The 19,848-nt window shown below is 53.4% G+C and carries 10 protein-coding genes and 3 pseudogenes; 7 read left to right on the top strand and 6 right to left on the bottom strand.

Annotation, left to right across the window (positions count from 1 at the left end; translation table 11 throughout):
- Together TI10_RS25880 and TI10_RS08150 are read right to left on the bottom strand one after the other, a co-directional pair.
- Positions 1 to 293: pseudogene (locus tag TI10_RS25880) on the bottom strand (site-specific tyrosine recombinase XerC); the annotation flags it as partial.
- Positions 280 to 3,587: pseudogene (locus TI10_RS08150) on the bottom strand (CHC2 zinc finger domain-containing protein). The pseudogenes TI10_RS08150 and TI10_RS25880, both read right to left, overlap by 14 nt.
- Positions 3,588 to 3,686: 99 nt before the next feature.
- Between TI10_RS08150 and TI10_RS08145 the strand changes: the two are divergent.
- Positions 3,687 to 4,085 carry a helix-turn-helix domain-containing protein gene (locus tag TI10_RS08145; protein ID WP_049582796.1) on the top strand — a complete coding sequence of 133 codons (399 nt, stop codon included), beginning with the start codon at positions 3,687 to 3,689 and terminating at the stop codon, positions 4,083 to 4,085.
- A gap of 74 nt (positions 4,086 to 4,159) precedes the next feature.
- Positions 4,160 to 4,402, top strand: a complete 243-nt coding sequence (locus TI10_RS08140) for a SymE family type I addiction module toxin (protein WP_049582795.1) — start codon at positions 4,160 to 4,162, stop codon at positions 4,400 to 4,402.
- A 98-nt stretch (positions 4,403 to 4,500) separates the two neighbouring features.
- On the opposite strand, the gene TI10_RS08135 is transcribed toward TI10_RS08140, so the two are convergent.
- From TI10_RS08135 to TI10_RS24915, 4 genes are all read right to left on the bottom strand, one after another.
- Positions 4,501 to 4,839, bottom strand: a complete 339-nt coding sequence (locus TI10_RS08135; RefSeq protein ID WP_049582794.1) for a DUF6572 domain-containing protein — start codon at positions 4,837 to 4,839, stop codon at positions 4,501 to 4,503.
- 13 nt (positions 4,840 to 4,852) lie between these two features.
- On the bottom strand, positions 4,853 to 14,143 hold the full coding sequence (locus tag TI10_RS08130) for a two-partner secretion domain-containing protein (RefSeq protein WP_244161542.1): 9,291 nt from the start codon (positions 14,141 to 14,143) through the stop codon (positions 4,853 to 4,855).
- Between the two features lie 48 nt (positions 14,144 to 14,191).
- Positions 14,192 to 15,856 carry a ShlB/FhaC/HecB family hemolysin secretion/activation protein gene (locus TI10_RS08125; protein WP_049582793.1) on the bottom strand — a complete coding sequence of 555 codons (1,665 nt, stop codon included), beginning with the start codon at positions 15,854 to 15,856 and terminating at the stop codon, positions 14,192 to 14,194.
- A gap of 770 nt (positions 15,857 to 16,626) precedes the next feature.
- Positions 16,627 to 16,881: a hypothetical protein gene (locus TI10_RS24915; protein ID WP_139180509.1), complete on the bottom strand. Its 255-nt coding sequence runs from the start codon at positions 16,879 to 16,881 to the stop codon at positions 16,627 to 16,629.
- 329 nt (positions 16,882 to 17,210) lie between these two features.
- On the opposite strand from TI10_RS24915, the pseudogene TI10_RS08120 reads away from it, so the two are divergent.
- The 5 genes and pseudogenes from TI10_RS08120 to TI10_RS08100 form a co-directional block, all read left to right on the top strand.
- A pseudogene (locus TI10_RS08120) lies at positions 17,211 to 17,758 on the top strand (integrase domain-containing protein); the annotation flags it as partial.
- 619 nt (positions 17,759 to 18,377) lie between these two features.
- Positions 18,378 to 18,599 (top strand): hypothetical protein, encoded by a 222-nt coding sequence (locus tag TI10_RS08115; protein ID WP_049582792.1) that lies wholly within the window; start codon positions 18,378 to 18,380, stop codon positions 18,597 to 18,599.
- Between the two features lie 12 nt (positions 18,600 to 18,611).
- On the top strand, positions 18,612 to 18,998 hold the full coding sequence (locus tag TI10_RS08110) for a hypothetical protein (RefSeq protein WP_049582791.1): 387 nt from the start codon (positions 18,612 to 18,614) through the stop codon (positions 18,996 to 18,998).
- Positions 18,998 to 19,294 (top strand): hypothetical protein, encoded by a 297-nt coding sequence (locus TI10_RS08105; RefSeq protein ID WP_049582790.1) that lies wholly within the window; start codon positions 18,998 to 19,000, stop codon positions 19,292 to 19,294. Before TI10_RS08110 ends, TI10_RS08105 begins: the two co-directional genes overlap by 1 nt.
- A gap of 76 nt (positions 19,295 to 19,370) precedes the next feature.
- Positions 19,371 to 19,844 (top strand): hypothetical protein, encoded by a 474-nt coding sequence (locus TI10_RS08100; protein WP_049582789.1) that lies wholly within the window; start codon positions 19,371 to 19,373, stop codon positions 19,842 to 19,844.
- Positions 19,845 to 19,848 lie beyond the last annotated feature (4 nt).

Below are 19,848 nucleotides of genomic sequence, written 5' to 3'. Positions count from 1 at the left end.
CCCGTTGGTCTTGCGGTACTGGTACAGGTAGCGCTGGTAACGTTCCAGTATTGGCCGCGTGATATCAGCGGCAGAGTACAGGCCCCGTTCGGTGGCCCACAGGATATAAGCGGTAAGTATGATGGGTCTGCACTTTCAATGTCGTCTCCGACCAGTTCCGCTCCTGCCGCCACCGCCACAAAGCGCAGCAGCAGCGCATACAGGCTTTTTGGGTCATGCGCTGGACCCACCGGCTGACGGTAGACGTCATCGACGGTCAGGAGACTTCCTTTGCGCGGTTTACGGTTTGCCATGATTGACCTCCGGTTGAGATTGAGTGGCGGGCGCAGACAAGGGGCGCGTTTTCTTTTTTCCTTTTATCACTGTGTCTTCCGTTACCCCGACTTGTGGCACGCTGAACCCTTGTTCTGTCTGCCCTGATGGGGATTTTTTCACCCCAGACTTGACCCTAACTTGACCCAGACTTGAGGCAGACTTGCGTTCATTTAAGTCAGACTTGCTCTCATGACCTGTCGGGATGGCTTCCGATGTTTTATCCCTGTCGGGCACGGGCAATGCGTCTCTGTGATTATTTTCCTTAATAATAGCGTTTTCATCTGCCGGACTTGTGCCCCCGCTGACTCTTGTGCTGTCCGGGCTGATGCGGGTTTTTCTTCCCCAGACTCAGGCCAGACTTGCCCCGGACTTGGGAAGACTTGCGACCTTCCGGGTCAGACTTGCGTTCACTGCCGCGGTTTCTGAGTCCGGTTCTCCGACATCCAGCAGGCCGCACAGGTGGGCTGCGCCGTTGTCTTCCCGTCCCACAGCAGTTCATAATGCAGCAGGTGTCCCCGGCTGCCGCCATGCAACAACAGGTATTCCATTTCCGTCAGCCGTTGACAGTGGTTCTTGAGCTGGCTGTCGCTCCAGTGGGTAAAGGCGCGGATATCCCGCGGGTAAAGCGCACTTCGTTTGGCTGGCAGTGCTGGATTTGCGCTTGTGCGTTCACCATCTCTTGTATCAGCAGTAACAGCTTACGCGTCTGCGCGGCATTTCATCCAGCGTGCGCCCCAGCACCTCATGCGCCAGCCGGTTGGCGAGGGTAATGTCGTCTTGGGTGATTTCGATATATTCGATGACCTGTCCGCGGTGGGTCGTTTTCTTCACTTCACGTTGATACTGGCGCAGCAAGGCAATGGCCTGTATCAGCGTCAGGTATTTCATATGGTCGCGCCGCATCCGGGTTTTGTCTGACAGGAACGTCAGTTGATGGGCGTAAGGATTGACCACTTTCAGCGGCCTTAACAAGCGCTGGGCGTTCTGGTGTAACTGCGTCAGATAACCTTTCTCTGAGTCAGCCAGCAACCCTGCCAGTGTCTGACGGTGCCGTTGCATCGCGTGGATGGCCTGCGTCTGCTCGCGCGATTCGTTGACCGTCAGCACCAGACAGCGGTTCAGCAGCTCTTCATCCACATCAATGGCCGTCGTCGTTAACATCAGCATGACCGGTCCCTGCACCTTGTATTCCCGCGTCACCAGTTCGCCGCTCTGTTCGTTTTTGCCGGTGCTGGCGATTTTCAGCTCGCCGTCGGACTGTAACAGTTTCAGGGCATAGGCCGCCTGCCGCACGCCTTCCTCTTCGGCGATAGCCAGTATCTTGTGTTGCAGGCTGGTTTCCCCCAGATAGTACAGGCTCTGTCCGGTCATCGCCGAGTACTGGATACGCTCCTCTTCCGGCATCAGGTTCAGCACGGCGTCCATCAGGGAGGATTTCCCCGCCGCGCTGCTGCTCTGGATTAACACGGCCAGCGGTTTATCCAGTTTGCGCGAGACCGCCGCCAGATACCCGGTCAGCAGATTGGTCGATTCGCCGACCACGCCACAGGCGGCCATGTCGTTGATAATCTGTTCTGTCAGGTTTGGCGATGTCAGCAACGCCAGCGCGGCGGCTTCATCTTCTGCGCTGACCGTGACTGCGGTTGTCCCTGAGGCTTCGGCGTCGGCCTGCTGTTGCGCGTCCTGTTGCTGCTCCAGCATCAGCAAGACCCGCCCGGCTTCGCGTTTGATGACCGACAGCTCGCATTCCAGCTCTTGCGCCGCCGTGCTGATGTAGTTCTGACGATGCCGCGCGTGATACATGTCCAGTGTATCCACATGGAACAGGCCGGACGTTTCATCCCGCACCTGCACATTGACTTTCATCACATCGGGCACCGGCGATTTTTTCATCCCCGTATCCGCCAGACCCGGGGCCCGCTTTTCATCAGCAGTTCACCGCAGGCCGTGCGCTCACAAGGCACGGGGGCAACAGTCAGCTCTGGTGGGGCGGCTAAGGCAGCCGGTTTAGCCACATCTGCATTGTGAGGCTTTTCCGTCATATCTGACGAGACGGGCCGCTCATGACTGAACACTGCACCTGGTGCCGTTCCCTGTCCCAACCAGACCGCCTGTTGCAGGGCCAGCCCCAGCGCATGTTCGGCGTTGCCACTTTTGACGGCATAGTCATTGACATCCATGCCCGGCGGGAACTGCACCCGCCACGCCTCAATGCCGGATTCCAGTAAGTCAGCCGCCACACTGGCCGCGCCACGGTCTCCGGCCTCGTCCCGGTCAAAGGCAATCAGCACCCGTTTCACGCCGTGATACTGCAAGGCGTCGAGGTGATCGCGGTTAAAACCGTTCACGCCGTAGGCGGCGATCACGTTGCGGAACCCGGCGCACCAGAAGGTCATCGCATCGATCAGTGCTTCGCACAGGATGATTTCCGAAGCCGCTTTCATCGCTTCCTCGTTCCAGACCCCGGCCAGTGGCGACGGCAGGTACAGATGCTTCGGGCTGTCTTTCAGCACCTTGTAATCCGGCTGGGTTCGGCGGCCATACAGTTGCAGCACCCGCCCGCGGCTGGCTACACTGGCCGATTCGGCCCAGCCGATCACCGGCACCACGACGCAGCCCCGGAAGTGATCCTGCCGGGTGGTCGTACGCAACACGCCCAGACCCGATAGCTTGTCACGCAGTTGCTGGCCTTCCTGACTGCTTTTGGACGGCAATAACCCCGCTGAACCGCCGATCCCGTGATGGCCCGCGTACCCCAGCTTAAAGTGACTGACCAGTTCAGGATGATTGAGTCCGCGTCGTTCCAGCCATTCTTTCGCTTCCGGTGACGCCAGTAAATTCTGATGATAAAAATCAATCACCTGGCGCAACAGCGCCTGCCCGTCATCGTCCAGATCGGCCAGTTTCGGGCGCGGCAGGGGGGCCGCCTGTGATTCCGGCTGGGCGGCTAAAGAAGAAGCGGCCACCACGGCATTGTCCATGTCCGGTAACCCGGCCAGTTCCCGCAGCCGGCGGATAGCAATTTTCAGCGTCACCCCTTCCGTTTGTATCACCCAGTCCAGCACCGACCCCGCGGCGCCACAGCCAAAGCAGTGATAGAGGTTTTTGGCCGGTGAGATGACCATTGAGGGCGTTTTCTCATTGTGGAACGGGCAGCGCAGCACATAATCCTCACCGCGTTTTTTCATCGGACGGCCCTGCTTACGCGCCAGCCCCAGCAATGAGACGGACTGCTTTAAGCGGGCTAAATCGGTATCGGGAGTGCGGGTCATAAGTCTTTCCTTTTGAACCTTGTCAATAGACATGTTTGCGATATATAATAATCACATAAAAGAGACTTTACAACAGCCAGCTAAAAAGGAAGGGGTACAATGGCGGACATTTGTGTTTTGCAAACAGGTATTGATATGTCCGTATTTTCTGAACGGCTTAAGATGCTCAGAGAAGCTCGGGGATTAACCCAATCACGGCTTGCCGAGATGATTGAGGTACTACCCAGAGTGTATAACCGCTGGGAGCGGGGACACATCGTCCCTCAACTGGAGTCCTTGATTAAGCTGGCTGATGTTTTACAGGTTTCTCTCGATGAACTGGTTGGCCGCTGCGAGACCAGCAAAGATGTGAAGATACGTAACCACATATTGCATGAACTCTGGCAACAGGCTGATTCGTTATCCGATGAGGAGCAGAAGGCGTTGATTATGGTGATTGACAGTTTTGTCACCAAGTCAATGATGGAAAAAGTTGTTATGAAGAGCGCCAAGCGCTGAGATGACGCGGCTACCATGAGTTCGCACCTCATGATGGCCGCTGACCACATAACCAACTATGTAGGAGTTGATTTATGGCTGAACGCGATTGTAATGCAAACTCAAACAGTTCGAAAGCCCAGCGCCGCTATAAAGTCGGCTATATCAGCCGATGTCATGCCGACCGCCACACTGGCATCACTCGCTATTACAGCCAGCACCCCAGTTTGCACCTCAAAGGCAACTGGCTGGAAGAGGCGGGATTTGCCACCGGACAGGCGGTGCAGGTGAGAGTTGAACGGGGACAATTGATTATTCAAGTTGTTACGGAAGATTGAGTTTGCAGCTGGAAAGTTAAAAAAGATCGAAATTAGCGCAGTGAGCAAGCCTTCTGCGCTAATTTAGTCATTGAGATCACATAGTTAATACATCTATTTTAAGCAATATCACCTTCTTCATATCTTAACTGAATATTAACAGGTGCAAGAATTTCCCCAACCTTTTCCAAAAAATCAGCACATTCATGTGGGATATAATACTTAAAATAAACTTCTATTAATATTTCACTTTTTCCACAAGAAGCAGGAAAGCTTTCGTATATCTCTCCGCTTTCAATAAAACGAATATAACTATTTATTTTTTCTTGTAGTTTTAGTAAATGTTCTTCTATCGAACCACTCCACGATAAATGATCAGTTAATCCCAGAACAACTAAGTTTTCATTGTCATTAGGTATACCTATCATATCTATTTTGTTCACATCTTCTATAGACATATTAACTCCTTACTTAATCTTTAGAAGTGGGCCTGATAATGTCAACCTTGGTTGGCGGTATTTTGCTCCCTTCTTCAAAACCCGGTTTTCCTTTTCCAACGACAGTGCCCCCCTTGGTTTCAAGTTCAGGAAAACCTTTCTTTTGATTTGTTGTTAATGGAGCAGTTGATGAGCTTTTACATTCAACACAGATAATGTTTCCTTCTTTATCTTTGCCTATCATGTCAACCCTTATTTTTGTATTACTATCTGTTTTGACAGTAATTTCTCGTGCTGATTCAACTTTATCAACTTTGAATTTATCGTAAGTAGATTGTTCAAATTCTTTACCCTTCTCATAATTCTGCCGTATTTGTGAATCAGAGTTAGGTGATTGAACTTTTGTTTTCACGCCATTTTCAAACGTATAGTACCCACCGTTGTTACTATAAATCGTGTTTCCTGAGGCATCTACTTTTCCTGTATTGCCATAAACACTACCTTTTGGCCCGATAACTGAATTCCCTTTTGGAGCATAACCAGTAGGTAATGTTGCGCCTTTTCCGACTATATTTATAGAAGTTCTATTAGCTTTTGCCCCAATAATTCCCGTCGCTGTCTCCAGCAACATCAGATTCCGATGCTCTTCCTTCACATACTGCGCCGCATCGGCTTTAGATAATCCAGCGTTCTCCAGCTCTTTCTGACGTAATTCAGTATTAAAGAACCCGGAGAGTGGCCCACCGCCACCATTTAGCCAACTACTCTGCTCTGAACGACCTATCTTATCATTGGCACGGTAGCCCGAGACCGCCAGTTCTTTACCCAGTTCATGGTTGATAAAGGCCAGTTCTTCACGGCTCAACTCGCCATTCAGCGCCATTTGTTTCAAAGTATTGATGGTCGCATCGCTGGCCTGACGGTATTCCGTCCAGATGCCTTTGCGGCAGCTGTCATCCTGACAAGCCGCCAGTTTATCGCGCATGTCCTCAACTGACGGCAGACCTTTATCTAGAATGCGCTGACTCAGTTCTTTGGCCTTGCCGCACGCTTCCGGTGACATTGTGCTGCAATCCCCCAGATTTCGGGAGGCCAGCGCATTATTCTCAATTGCATTCTTCCCAGCCTGTGCCCCAGTGAGTGCGCTGGCGTTGGAATCACCGGCAATGCCGCCGGCCAGCCCGGCTGCCAGGGTAGAAAGGGTGCTGATAGTTTGTTTCTGCTCCTCGGTTAACTCACTGACTTTTGCCTTATCGCCGTAAAGCTGTTTTATCAGGACTTGTGCGGCCAATTCGCCGGAAGCGGCGCCGGCTGCTCCCGCCAAAGCATTGTTACCACTGACTTCCGCCGCCACCGCGCCCAAAATCGCATGGGCCAGCGTATTGGTGGCGATATCCACCTGATGGGTTTGTGGGTCAGTAGTCAGTTCTTTAATCACGCCAGCCAGATACGGCGAAGCACCGCCGGCCAGCGCCTGACCGAGATTGTTCCCCGCCAGGCCCTGAATCGCTGCCGTAGCCGCCTGCAAGGCTTTCTGGTATTTACCACCGGTCCCCAGGCCGGAGTCATTCAGCGCCTGCGTGTAAGCGGTGTCATAGATTTGTTTATTGATATCCGCCGGAGTCGGATGTTTATTCCCTGCGTTGATCAACTTTTCTCTGGCATCGGCTTGGTCCTGTTCACTGATATGGTCCAGTTTCGCTTTCGCCGCTTGGGTCGCGATAATTTTCCCTTCGGTCCCGGCTATCTCGGTCATCTGGGCGCTGAGTTCGCCAATCAGTTGCGCCTGTTTCAGCCGCTGCTGTTCTTTTTCCTTATCAAATATCGGACTCAAGACATTGGCGGCGTTATCGGTATCACGGCTTAAGTTCGCGATATCCTGCGTTTGGTGCGCCTTATCCCGGATAATCAGGTTGCCGTCACTGACGGCGGCGTGCGTGGTACTGCTGTCATGGCCCTGATTATGGGCCCCCGTCAGCGCATTGACCGCCAGATTATTCAGTACCTGACCGGCGGTCGGTTGGCCGAGGCTGACGCCTGCACTTTGCTGTTCGACAGTAAAATCCGCTTTATTTTGAATATCTTTAAAACCCAGTGTTCCGGTGTTGAGGGTGTTTTTGGCTTTGTCAGCGGTACTTGCTATCACTGCACCGTCTAATTGGGTGTGGTCGCCGACGTTAACCTGATAACCGCCTTTGCCGACAAACAGCCCGGTCTGCTCCTGCACTGAATCGTAATTGCTGTGCAGTTTATTGCGGCTGGCATTGAGAGTCAGGGTGCCGTTAGATTGCGGGCCTACGGTGGTGCTGACTCCGGCGCTGGCATTCTGTTGTCGGCTGTCATAGCGCTGGCTGTTCTGTTCGCTACTGAGTGTCAGATGACGTTTCACGTCGGCAGTAATCTGTTCGCCGCTGACTTGTGCCCCTTTCAGCGTGATATCCCGGCCACTGTTCAGCTCAACGGTCTGTCCCGCCTGTAACGTGGTGTTATTGTGGCTGACGCCGTTGCCGTTTTCACGGCCGTTGCCCCGACTGACATTGGCCGAGACGTTCAGACCGGTGCCTCCGGGGCCGGCGGTCAGGCCCACGCCCAGCGAGCTGCCGTGGCTGCTGTTTTTGCCGGCGGTCTGTTCGGTGTTCTGGCTGGACGAGAGCGCAATATCCCGACTCGCATTGAGTTGCAGGTCTTTGCCCGCCTGTAACTGGCTGCCCTGAACGCGGATATCGCCGTTCGGGCCTGAGGTCCCTTTATCGTCACCGTGCGCCGTTATCGTGAGATTATCCCCGGCGGTGAGATGGCTGCCCTGTTGGGTGGTCTGACGGGACTGCTGTTCTGAACGGGAAGACTGACGACCGTAGGACAGGCTCACCCCGGCCAAATTGTTATTGCTGCTGTTGCCACCGCCCTGAGCTTCGGCCAGTCTGGCAGCCTGCGTCGCTTGCACTCCGCTGAGGGCAGCTTTGGTGTTTTGCAACGCTTTCAGGCGCGGGTCGGCAGTCTGTTGCGCTTCATGGGCCGTTTGCACCGCACTGTTGATGGCGCCCCCGGCCGCGCCACTCAATGCCACCGTTAAGCCGCTCTGTTTTTGTTCGGTTTTTGTCGTGGTGTTATTGCGGTTTTCCGCACTGGTGACCGTGACCTGTTGACCGGTCAGCGTCAGGTCCTTACCGGCAATCACTTCACTGCCGTGAACCCGGAGTTGTTCTCCCGCGTTGAGAGTCACGTTGCCCTGACTGCTGCCGACCGTGCTGCCTTTACTCAGCTGGCTGTCGCTGTCGGTGGCGACTTTCTGGCTGGCTTTGCCAACGGTAAAACCAATCCCTCCGGTGCCCATCAGGCCGGATTTTTTCTCCTGCCGCAAATGGGTTTCATTGTGCGCTTCTGCGGCGGTGGCGACGGTAAGCTGATGACCGGCGTTCAGGCTGACATCCTGCGTGCCTGCCACATTGCTGCCGCTGATATGCAGGTCTTTACCGGCCTGTAAAGTCACTTTATCGCCGCTGAATGTGGTACTGAGCGCCTGCCGGTCGTGCACTTCATCGTGGGTTTCCACCGACGACTTGGACAGCCAGCCTTTGCTGGTCTGTTTACTGTGCTCCACTAAGTCAGATGAGGCGGTACCGGTTGTCAATGCCAGGTTATTTCCGGCCTGCGCCGTCAATTGTTGACCGGCATTGACGTGAGCGGCGGAGGCAGTCAAATCCTGCCCGGCTTGCAGGGTCACCTCACCGGCGCCGGTTATCTGGCTGCCGATATCTTGTTGTTGATTCAGATGGCGATAGTTATCTTTCCCCCAGTCGCCCTGTTCTGTACGGCGCGTGCTTAGGGTATCCAGCGTCAGGTTATGGCCTGCGGTTATCTCGGTGCGACCGTCTTTACCGGCGTTCTTCACCTCACTGGCGGTTAATTGCACATTATTGATGGCGCTCAGCGATAAGGCGCCTTTATCGTTCTGCACATAAATCCCCGCCGGACGGTCCAGCCAGCGGTTAGCCTCATCCCCGCGCACAGTTGATGCACTGGTGATATCGCGACCTGTCAAAGTTACCCGGTCATCTCCCTGAATCTGCCCGCCCCGGTTGGTGAGCGTCTGTTGGGCCGCTAAATCGACTTTACCGCCGCGAATAAAGCCGCTGTTGGTCAGGTTGTTGGCGGTCAGTTGGGTGACGTCACGCCCGCTAATCGTACCGCTGTTGGTAATATCGCCCTGATTGTTGAGGGCCACGGAATTACCGGCGAGTAGGGCGCCATCACTGCTCAGGTCGCCCTGACGGACGCGCGCATACACCTGCGGCACGGTGACCACTTCGGTAGTGCCGTCCGGCAAAGTCACGGTTTGGTTCGTCAGCCAGATAATGTCCGACGTCAGCAATGCCATTTGCGCCGGGCTTAAGGCGACGCCCGGCGTTAACTGTTGCTGTTGGCCAAAGGCAATTCCGGCATCCATCAGCGCTTTAAACTGCGCTTCGTCGTTGTTGTAGCCCGGCAGATAGCGTCGGCCAGTCAGTTGGGTGATTTGGTCGCGCACCAGCCGCTGTTCGTAAAACCCATCGCCCAGGCGTTTGTGGACCAGCGCCGGGTCGTGCGTTAATTGTTGCCGCATATAATCCGAGCCCAGCCACTGTTTATACTGGGTAAATTTCGGGTCGGTCTCGACCAGATAGTGGCTGTCACTGCCCGGTTGCACCGTATACAGACTGTTATCCGGCAGGCGGGTATTGGGGGTCACTACACGTATCGCCGGGTCGACTGTTTGCCCTTTTACCGTTTCCGGGGGCAGAGACAGTTCAAACGGTTGACTGGGGGGCAAGACCAGCGGCTGGTCGTTTATCCCGCTCACCGGTTTGACCGCCGTGGGAGCAGCATGTACCTGACCGGTCTGTCGGTCCGTAATCGTGATATCGGTACCCTGTGGACGGGTGTGGTCCTGCCAGGCCAACGTTTTCAGGTCAATCGTTTCTGTCACCGGCGCGGGGTTATAACCACTGCGGCTTTTCCCCTGCGAGGTTTTGGTGCCGCGGAATCTGGGCTTAAGTCGTTTCTTTTTCGCATACCAGTGAGTCTGGCGACCTTTATCGGTGGTGATACGTTCGCCCTGAGTGGCTATATTGTGCAGTTCGCCTATTTCGCCGTTCAGCTCACCACCGGCGACAATTTGGCTGTCGTGATTAGCCACTTTCGCACTGTTGAGCGTAATATTGCCGCCCGCCAGAATTTTACCGGGGTCACTCTGTTTAACCTGCGTTTCCTTCACGGTGCGGGTGTACTGATATTCGTAAAAGTCATTACTGCGGCTGCCGTCCGGCATGATGGCATCGTGCACGCCGTATGAGTTGTGGCGGGAAGTGTCCACTTGCGACCAGTCATAGCGGGTGGTCCGGCCGCTCAGTACCGCGTCGTGATGTGGCGACTTTTCTGTTTCGACGACCTGCGTCACCAGACCGGCGTTGGTGTTATTAATCCGGTCGGCCTGAATTTTCAGGTTGTTCCCGGCCTCAATTGTCGCCGCGTGGTTATTGAGCTCACAGGCCTGACCAGTCGCCGTCAGGCTGTTGTCCAACTGGCCGCCAATGTGCATATCGCCCACGCTGTAAATCTGGGCATGATGCTGGTTGTTGAGTATCCCGGTGCCGATATCCAGCCGGTCACGCGCGGCAATCACGGCGGCTTTGCCGTCCTGTGCGGTATTATTCAGCGTGCCCGTCTGGAGGGCGAGTTGGTCGCCGTAAATGCGCCCGGTGCCGGTATTGTTCAGGGTGTTGGCCGTGAGATGGGTCAGGCCGCCGTCAATCAATCCGGTATTGTTCAGCGTATCGTGGACCTTGATTTGCGTTTGCCCGGCGCTGATTTCACCGGCAGCGCTGTTGGTAAGATTTTGCGCCCCAAGATGCAGCGCCCGACCGGCTTTTATCTGGCGGTCATTAAGAATATTGCCGCTGGTTTTCAGGGTCAGATTGCCATTGGCCGCCGTGTTGCCGGTATGGTGAAAATCCTCGGTTAAGGTGACGGCCATATCCCCCTGCGATAACAGTTGGCCGTCACCGCTGAGGGACTCGGCGTTAATATCGAACTGCTTTCCGGCAATTAAGGCGCCCTGTTGGTTGTTAATCCTCAGATGCGGTTGCTGAGCCTCGCGGTTGATAGTGAGCTGTTTGCCTGCGGAGACCAGCCCCTGAGTATTATTCAAGGTCTGGCTGATGTTCGCTTGCAGGCGGTCGGCCGCCCGTAAAGCGCCCTGGCGGTTGTCCACCTGTTGGGCGTTGACCGTCAGGTTTTGCGCTTCCAGTCCTTTATCCGTCTGCGCCGTGTCGCGGTTAATCAGGTGAGCGGCGCTCAAGGTCAATTGCTGACCGCCACGGATAAGGCCGCCGGTGTTATCGGTTTGGGTTTTGACATTGAGTGTGGTGTCGCCCACGGCTTGCACCTGCCCGTGTCGATTATCGAGCCGCTGGGTTTTCAGGTTGAATGTACCGGCCGACAACAATTTGCCGTCCCGGTTATCGGTTTGCGCCTGTCGGGTGTCGATAACCAACTGTCCGCCTTGAAGATGGCCGTGGCGATTATCCAGCGGGCCGCTGGTGACGGTGGTTTTGCCCTCGCCAATAATCTGGCCCTGCTGGTTATCCAGTAACTGCCCGTCGGTATCCAGATTCAGGGCGTCTGCGGATTGTAAGGTCCCGTTGCGGTTAGTGAGTTGCTGACTGTGAATGTCCAGCCCGCCATTCCCGGCTATCTGTCCCTGAGTATTGTTGAGCATGCTGCTGGTCAGCGTCGTTTTGCCGTCCGCCGCTATCATGCCGCCGGTGTTATCAATGTCGCCGGTGCGCAGGGTTAACTGCCCGCCGCTTAACAACCGGCCCGCTTTTTGGTCGGCATTGCGGGTATTAATGAGCCCATGCCCGTGGGTATCAACGGCCATCTCCCTGCCGGATTGTAACCGCCCCGCCGTATTATCCAGTTCACCACTGTTTAAGGTCAGGGTGTCCCCGGCTATCACCTGTCCCGCCGTATTGATGAAGGGCTGGCCGGTGGTCTGGCTGTTGATATGCTGCGCCAGCAACACGCCCTGCGTGTTATCCAGTGTCTGGCTGGTCGTGGTCAGTCGGGTTTTGGCTTCAAGATGACCGTGGGCATTCTGAATGGCTTTGCCAATGGTCAAGGTGGCGCTGTCCCCGGCCGCCACGATGCTCCCCCGGCGATTATCCAGTTGGGCTGCGCTGAGCCGGAGCGCGTTACCCGCTTCCAGCCGGCCCGCCTGATTGTCCAGCGTGTCTTTGACCGTCAGTGTCAGCGACCCTTTGTCGGCAGCCACAAGGTTGCCGTGACGATTATCGACGGTCGTTGCCTTAAGGTTCAGGTTGCCGTTACCGGCAAGGGTGCCCTCCTGATTATTCAGGGTGTTCACCGTCAGAGACAGCGTATCTTTACCCTGTTGTTGCATCACACCCCCTTGATGGTTCAGGGTATCCGCGTTGACGGTAATCTGCCCGGCTTGAGTTTCAGCTTGGTTGAGTTGCAGTTCCCCGGCTTGTATCGTCAGGGCGCCGTTGGTGAGCAGTTTGCCCTTATTGCCCAGCCAGTGTTGGCTGTTGAGTGCCAGTTTCCCGTTACCCGCCAGTTGCACCGTGCCCTGAGTGTTATCTGCGTGACGCGCAGTGAGATGCAGGTCCTCGCCCTGACTGGCAATGTTGCCCTGATGGTTGTCGAGCTGGTCTGTGGTGAGGATCAACCGTTTCCCTTGATTGAACACTGTCCCTTCACGGTTATTCAGGGTACGGGTATGGAGCGTCAGTTCACCGCTGCCTGTCTGGTTAATTTTTCCTTTCAGGTTAGAGATATCCGGGGTCGTGAGGTGGATTTCCCGCGCCACTAACTGGCCGCCGTTGTTGTTAAACTGGCCCGGCGTTTTCGCAGTCAAACGGTTTGCGTTAACGGTGGCGCGAGCGGTATTTATCCCCGATTGGCCGGCGGTGAGTTGAATCTGGCTAGCGGCGGTCTGGCTGTCGCTCAGGTCAATCTGTTGACTGTGGATAGCCAGCGTATCGGTCGCCAGATTTTTGCCATTGGCCTGAACGTGTTGCGCGGTCAGGGTCAGTGAACCGGGGCGGGTGGTGTTGCCCTTATCATCCAGTCCGGCGGCCCAGACGCTGTCATGGCTGCTGTGTATGGTGCCTGCGGTAACGGTGGTATCGCCGCGGGCTTCCACCCGGCCCTGATTCTTTAACGCCCCGTTGGCTTGTAAATTCACCGTTGATTGTGACAGCAATTTGCCCGCGTTAGTGACATCGGCAGACGACGTTAATTGCAGCCCGTCACGGCTGCTGATGGCGCCGCGGTTTTCTATCCAGCCATCGGCGGTAATATGCACGTCCCCGGCTGAGGCCCCGATATTGCCGGCATTATGGACGCCCACCCCCGTTTCGGTGCCTATTAGCCTAATTTTATGGGCATACATGCCGCCCAGTGCCGCCACATCCAACGCAAACTCCGGCTGGTCAGTGGCCTCAGCGGATTTTTTCTCAATCTTCTGGTGTGCCGCATCCACCCGATTGCGCCCGGTGGTCACTTTCAGGTCTTGCGCGTGTAATTTGGCGTTAATCGCCACGGAGCGGGCGATAATATCGGTGTAACTTTGCTGGGTGCTGTCCATGCCGTGCCCGTCAATGCGCACTTCCCCCTGATTGACATCAAACCCTTTCAATCGGCCCCGCTCCATCAGCGCTTGTCCGGTGGTGAGCGTGGTGCGATGCGCGTTAATAAACCCGCAACCGTTACAAGTAATACCGGCCGGGTTGGCAATAATCACCTCGGCTTTATGCCCGGCTACTTCAATCCAGCCGTTGAGGTGACTGCGGTCATGGCTGTTGACTTCATTGAGGATAACGCTGGCGTCCCCTTTGGCTAACCATGGATTACCCGCCACCATACCACCGAGTTGCGTCTGCGTGGCCTGATGGCTGTTATTAAGGATAACCCCTTGTTTATCCACATCAAACTGACGGTAGCTGTTGTGAGAAACGCCATCAGAGCCGGGCGTCTGGATATTAACCTGCGGCGTGCCGTTGGCGCTGCGAATGATAGTCGGCTGCTGACGTCCCGGCGCCTGTCCGTCAGCCACAATCGCCGCCTGTGCCGTGAGGGAAATCCCGCCAAGGGCGAATAACACCCCAAACCGTAGCGCAGTAAGCCGACAACAACGTTGCGGTGAAGAGGGGCGACGAGTACGACGTCCGGTTCGTCCCTGTCCGGCACACACTATCTCGGCCACTACCATCCACATCTGGCGGGCCTGATTAAAGATAATACGATATAACTGCTTATTCATGACTTTTGCTCCACACAACACTACCCACTGGCAGTTTTGCTATTTGAATTAATACTGCCAATACAGGTTGAATCCGGCCGTGACCGGGGAGGTTTGGAAACCGGCGGGTTTGGACAGCGGGATGCCGACAAACAGGTCGTAGCTCACCCCTTTCAGGTTGCCTCGCCAGCCCAGGGCGCTTCCCGCCAGGTGTTTTCCGAGCAGCGCGTCACTGCCCCGTCCGCCCACTTCGCCATAGTCGATCCCCAGATACAGCGATTGCCCGCGCAACGGGGTTTGCCAGTCCAGTTCGTTCCGGCTGTACCAACCCCGATCAGCGGATAACGTCAACTCGCCATCAAAGCCGCGTACCGTCCAGCGGCCGCCAATGGAAAAGCGATCCTGGGGCGTCAATGGGCTGGCGCTTATCTGACGTAAGTATTGGGTTTGATAAGAGAAGGGCTGAGAAAACAGCGTTACCGGCCCGGCCAGCGTCGCTGAGAATTGGGTGATTTTAGGTAAGGCGGTCCCTTCATTGCGATACTCTTCCGGCGCCGGTTGCGCGCCAAACCAGCGCATGCCCTGTTGGTAAGTCACCCGGGTATCGAGAGTGGCGTTGCCGATAGTGTGATGATGGGACAGCCCCAGCTTCCAGCCTGCGGTTTCCCGGCGCTGAACATCGATTTCAGTGTTGTCAATAAAATTGCGGGACGCCCGGCGATAAATTTCACCGTTGAGCAGGGTTTTCTGGTCGGCGTTACGGTGCAGCACCCGGCTGAGCTGGACCGCCAGGTTTTGGCTTTTGCCCCGGTATTGGATCGCCTGATTCAGCCCGGCGATTGTCTGCACATAATCGTAATGACTGGCCGTCACGCTCGCCATCCAGTAGCCGAAGGGCAGCGAATAATAGAGCGTGTCGTTTTGGCTGCCTTTCCCGGCAGACGCATGAATATCGCGTCCACCGGAGAGATAGAACAGGTCGCTTAGCGCCAGCGGGTTATCCAGAAAAAAGGTGAGTCCGCCCTGATAACGGTCGGTGCTTTTGGACCCGGTATCATCCAGATACGTGGCGACTCGCCAGTGCCGGGACTGACGCCAGTCCAGCACAATATCACTCTCCCCCGGTTGCGCTGCCGGGACAATGTTCATCTCCGCCTGAACCGTCGGGAAGCGTTGCAAGTTTTCCAGTCCCTGCTCAATGTCCCGTAAATCCAGCAATTTTCCTTCACGCGCGGGAAAGGGGGTTATCCGCTGGATATATTTCCCGCTGTCAGGGGTATAGCGGATATGCCGGATGTTGCCCGGTATCATCACCAGTTTTAGCGTTTGGGTACGCAAATCCTGACGAGGAACCAGAACCCGGCTGGTGACATAACCGTGATTAATGAGCTGATCTTGCAATTCGGTCATCAGTCGGTTAATGCCCTGAGCGCCGAGGCAATGGTTTTCGCCCTGTTGAGCGACACGCCTGAACGGCAACCAGTGCGGGAAATTTTCAGTGCCGGCCAACACGACGCGGGTGATCGGAAAACACGGCGTTTCCAGCGGAAAGGCGGATGACACCGCCTGTTCGGGGACAGACAGGTGAACCTCCGCAGGGGGTGGCGTTAACTGGGCTTCCAGGGCTTGCTGGCGGGCCTGTTGATGAATGAGTTGTTGATCTGCGATGTCGGCAGCTTGACTGCCTGAAACCATGCTACAAAAAACTGTTAATACTAAAATACTGCTTTTCATTGACTTTCTATTCCACAATGCCATAGCGGTATTAACCACGAATTTAGCTTAGCGATCAATATTTGAGATTGATGATCAACTGGACATCTAAAATAGGAGGTTGGTTAAGATAGCAGCAAAAACAAGGGGTTATATTGCAAGCAAAAAACAGGCCAATGTGATTATTTTGTGACAATATTGTATAAAAAATAGATTAATATTAATCATTTAATAACCAATGTTAATAATTTCAAATTAATTTCATTTTTTGTGTTAATTATGTGATTCTTGTCACATTTATGATGTTTGATTTCAGGATGAAATCACTGACGAAGTGATACTTGTCGTAAATTGGTGATGAAATATTATCTTTTCTGATGAGGTTAGATGATGACTTTTAGCTCAGTTGGCAGCACTGGCGCTATGCTATTTTGGATTTCTCTATGCCAGTCAACTTTCAACCTGCATTTTGCTCACTTTTTGAAGAACATAAATGATTATTTTATACAGCATGAAAAGCTTTCTTGACGTTGAGATGGACCTTGATTAATTTAAGGAAGTATTTGGTTGTCGCGTAAGCGATCGTTAATGTTCCCGCAGTCTGAGAGGAACGCCTTCGGGTGACTGAATCTCAATGCCATCATAACCTGAGAGATGGCGTCTTCGGACGGTAAATCCGTTTATCCTTTGAAAACGGGTATCACTAACAACAGTGATGAAGGTGCAATTTCACATATAATTTTCTAACTTGTCAGTATCATCAAAAACAATCTACGGGTTGATTTTGCTTTCTACGATTGGCTTGCTTGGGTGGTTTCGTTTAGCATTTCGGGTGACTGTTGCCAGATTCGACAGGTTATTGGATATTTTACGGATAACGCATTGGGTCCAGAAGAAACGGGCAGCGTCACTTGTTGGCGTGATAACGAAAACCAAGTGACGCTGCCAGCGTACAACATCCCAAACCACGTAATACAAGCTTTCCCTGTATCTTCTACCTTCTGACCAATACGTAGTACCCCGGTCGGAGGGTTTGAAGATCGCAATCCACCTTAACGTCTTGAGTGAAAAATAATCATGTTGACGTTTTATATTCAGAAGAAGGAGAACAATCGACTCGGTATTGATGGCGACGTCAGTGAAAACTGGCGTTGGAGGTAGTCTGACAACGGTCAGGACGGTGTAAACCGCGAACAGCTCAGAGAGCTGGGGTGCCTTGTAAGAATTCAACAATTTCACCGCCCCGATGCACAGATATCAGTCGAGCCGCAGGAAGCGCAAACCAAACCGTGCCGTTGGGGTTGAGATATAACATTCAAAATGCCGTTCGGTATTGCCTGTATCTGTCAGGTTGCAAGCGGTTGTGTTGTGTGTGTTAAAAAGGAAATTTTCAAAGCGAACGTTACAAAATGAGATGGCGGCTGTTCGGGCAATATTTGCTATGGCGGGAAGATCTCAATTAGCTAACCCTTATCACGAATGGAAGGAGCTGTTCAGACGGTAAAATCATTAAGAACGTGGGAAAAAGCTTTATTGCGTGGGGATGAAAGATTGAGGGGGGTGTTTGGTACAAAAGGGGGACGTCCCCGTGATACGACGGTGGTTGATCGGGATAAAGTGATCCCGGCAGTCAGGACGGCAATAAAGTATACCAATAAAAATGAGGGGCATTTGATTGATAAGCCAAATTTACATTCGGCCATTGATCGTTACCGGAATAGAGTCAGGGAAGCGGGGTTAACCGGAAAGTCTTCACCACACAGTTTGCGTTATGCTTATGCTGTTGAGGCAATAAATTATCATTTGTCGAAAGGATTAAGTCGAAAAGAAGCAGAAGCGATGGTTGCAATGGATTTGGGACATGGAGATGGACGAGGACATTATGTTGCCCGTGTCTACAATAAACAGTGCAGTGATGATTAATTGGCTTTTGAATTTAGCTTGAATCGAAACAGCCCTGGGCTTAATATCAATATGTTAACTTGTTGTTTTCGGACAACGGCCAATGTCAGATGAGTCTGAGACTGACGCCTTTGGGTGGCTCGTCATAAAACCATTGTAACCTGAGAGATGGTGCCTTTGGGCGGTACACCCGTTTATCCTTTGAAAACGGGTATCACTGATTACAGTGATGAAGGTGCATTTTTAGTAACACACGGTGGCAGGCTTGCCATTTGGTGATCTCACCTCCGAGGGACAGGGTTAGTTCTCTGTTGTCTCTGTCATACAACCACCTCCTGATGGGGAATGCCTTTCCCTGAGGGATGAGGTTATTCCTCATTTTTTTACATTTGAGGAAATATTATGCAAACTTTATCGTGATTAACTGAAATATTGATGAAATCTGTCCGGTCTGAAGCACTGATTGGGCGCAAAGTTAAGTCGGGGAGATTGCCTCGGCTGGCGATACTTATCAGGCATCCTGACAGGGATTGACCTGACGGATTTATTTACTTTGTATGATGTTCGTGATGAACATCTTCCTTACATTTCCCGGGGCTTGTCCCCGTCAAGGGCAGGCTCCCGGTAACAGGAGTGGTTAATGCCTGCTTTTCATCCCCCCACTGATACGACAACCTTGTCGGCTTCAGAGATGTTAACGCCGAAACAACGCTCACTTATCCGCGATTTGATCCGTGATGAGTGTGATTATCGGGATCGTGACGCACTCCTTAAACTTTTGGGCATGATAACGCTGTTCAAAGTTGCGGGGATCCTGACGTTAGGTGTGCTGTTGCTGGTTTTCCAGTTGTTATGGGGATAAAGGAGACGAACGATGTTAATGATCTTTGCGACAGTACTTTGGGGCGTTATTCGTTGGATTTCTCTGTCGTTTTACCATGTGATGTCCTGGTTGTTACGCCGAAGACAGGTGAGACTACCGGTGACTCATATGACCCAGGCTCGGAGACAAACGGTGTATGCGGGTAAATGGCAACTTTCTGATGACGCGAAGTCATGCGGGAGACCGGTTGTGGTCAGAGATAGACACAGCTACAAACCGGGTGTGGAGTTGCTGTATTTCGGTGAGGAGAGTTCGGAGCCGTTTTATGGCGAGCGGTACCTTATCGACGAAACGGAAGCGGTGGATTCGGCACAACAGATGCTAACGCGCCTGTTGAGACAGCGTAGTTTATCGCATGCTTATGATGAGGCCGCATAATGGTCAATGAGACGTTGACTGCTGTTACCCGGTGGGTGATGCCGGCCGTAGCGATTGAAGAGCCAGTCTGGCGGCGAATGGTGAGTTATCCGTCTGCGCCGGAATATGAAACAGAACGGTTTCATCAACTGATTTACCAGGCATTCAAAGCCTGGTCAGCAGCAAAGCCGGGAACGTGTGAGGTGACGTTTGGTTTTTTCTGTTTGCCGCATGATGACGACATGAAGGTCCCCTTATGGCAAGCACTGCGGCTTAAACATGAATCTGAACAGTTGCTGATTGCGTTGGACGCCTAATTTATTGATCACCCTGACGGGGAAACCCGTGAGGGTTAACTCCGTCAGTCATTTTTTTACAACAGGAGTTAACCCTATGAGTACAATGACGACTAAAGAACATATTCGGTCACCGTCCCAGTCCCTGTCCGTGCAGGCGCTGGCTGAGCCGGAAATATTCAAAAAAACCCGTAACCGGTTTAATCAGTGGTTGCAGGCGCAATTCGACAATCATTATCACACGCTGAGAAATCACGGTTACCGCTGTTTTCTTGCTCGTCATCATCCGACAGAGCTTGAGCGTTACGATGAGGCATGTGAAGCCTTACGGCGTGAGGAATTTCACCGGTTCAGTGAGTTGCAGACTCTGGGGCTGTTCCTGTATCAACAGGTTCAGCTAAAGGAGAAAAAACTCAGGCAGCGTCGTCGCTGGCTGTTGACCGGGATAGCATTGACGTCGCTGGTGACGGGAGTATGTTTGATTGTTCACGCTTATGAGGTTGATTTGTCATCGGTTTATCGCGGGCTGACTGCGTTACCGGCCAGAATAGCTAATTATTTCATGCGCTAATTAT

Origin of the sequence: Photorhabdus luminescens subsp. luminescens (assembly GCF_001083805.1) — a bacterium.
Classification (GTDB): domain Bacteria; phylum Pseudomonadota; class Gammaproteobacteria; order Enterobacterales; family Enterobacteriaceae; genus Photorhabdus; species Photorhabdus luminescens.
Note: the sequence above shows the minus strand (reverse complement) of the source record. Positions and strands in the feature narration are given on the sequence as shown.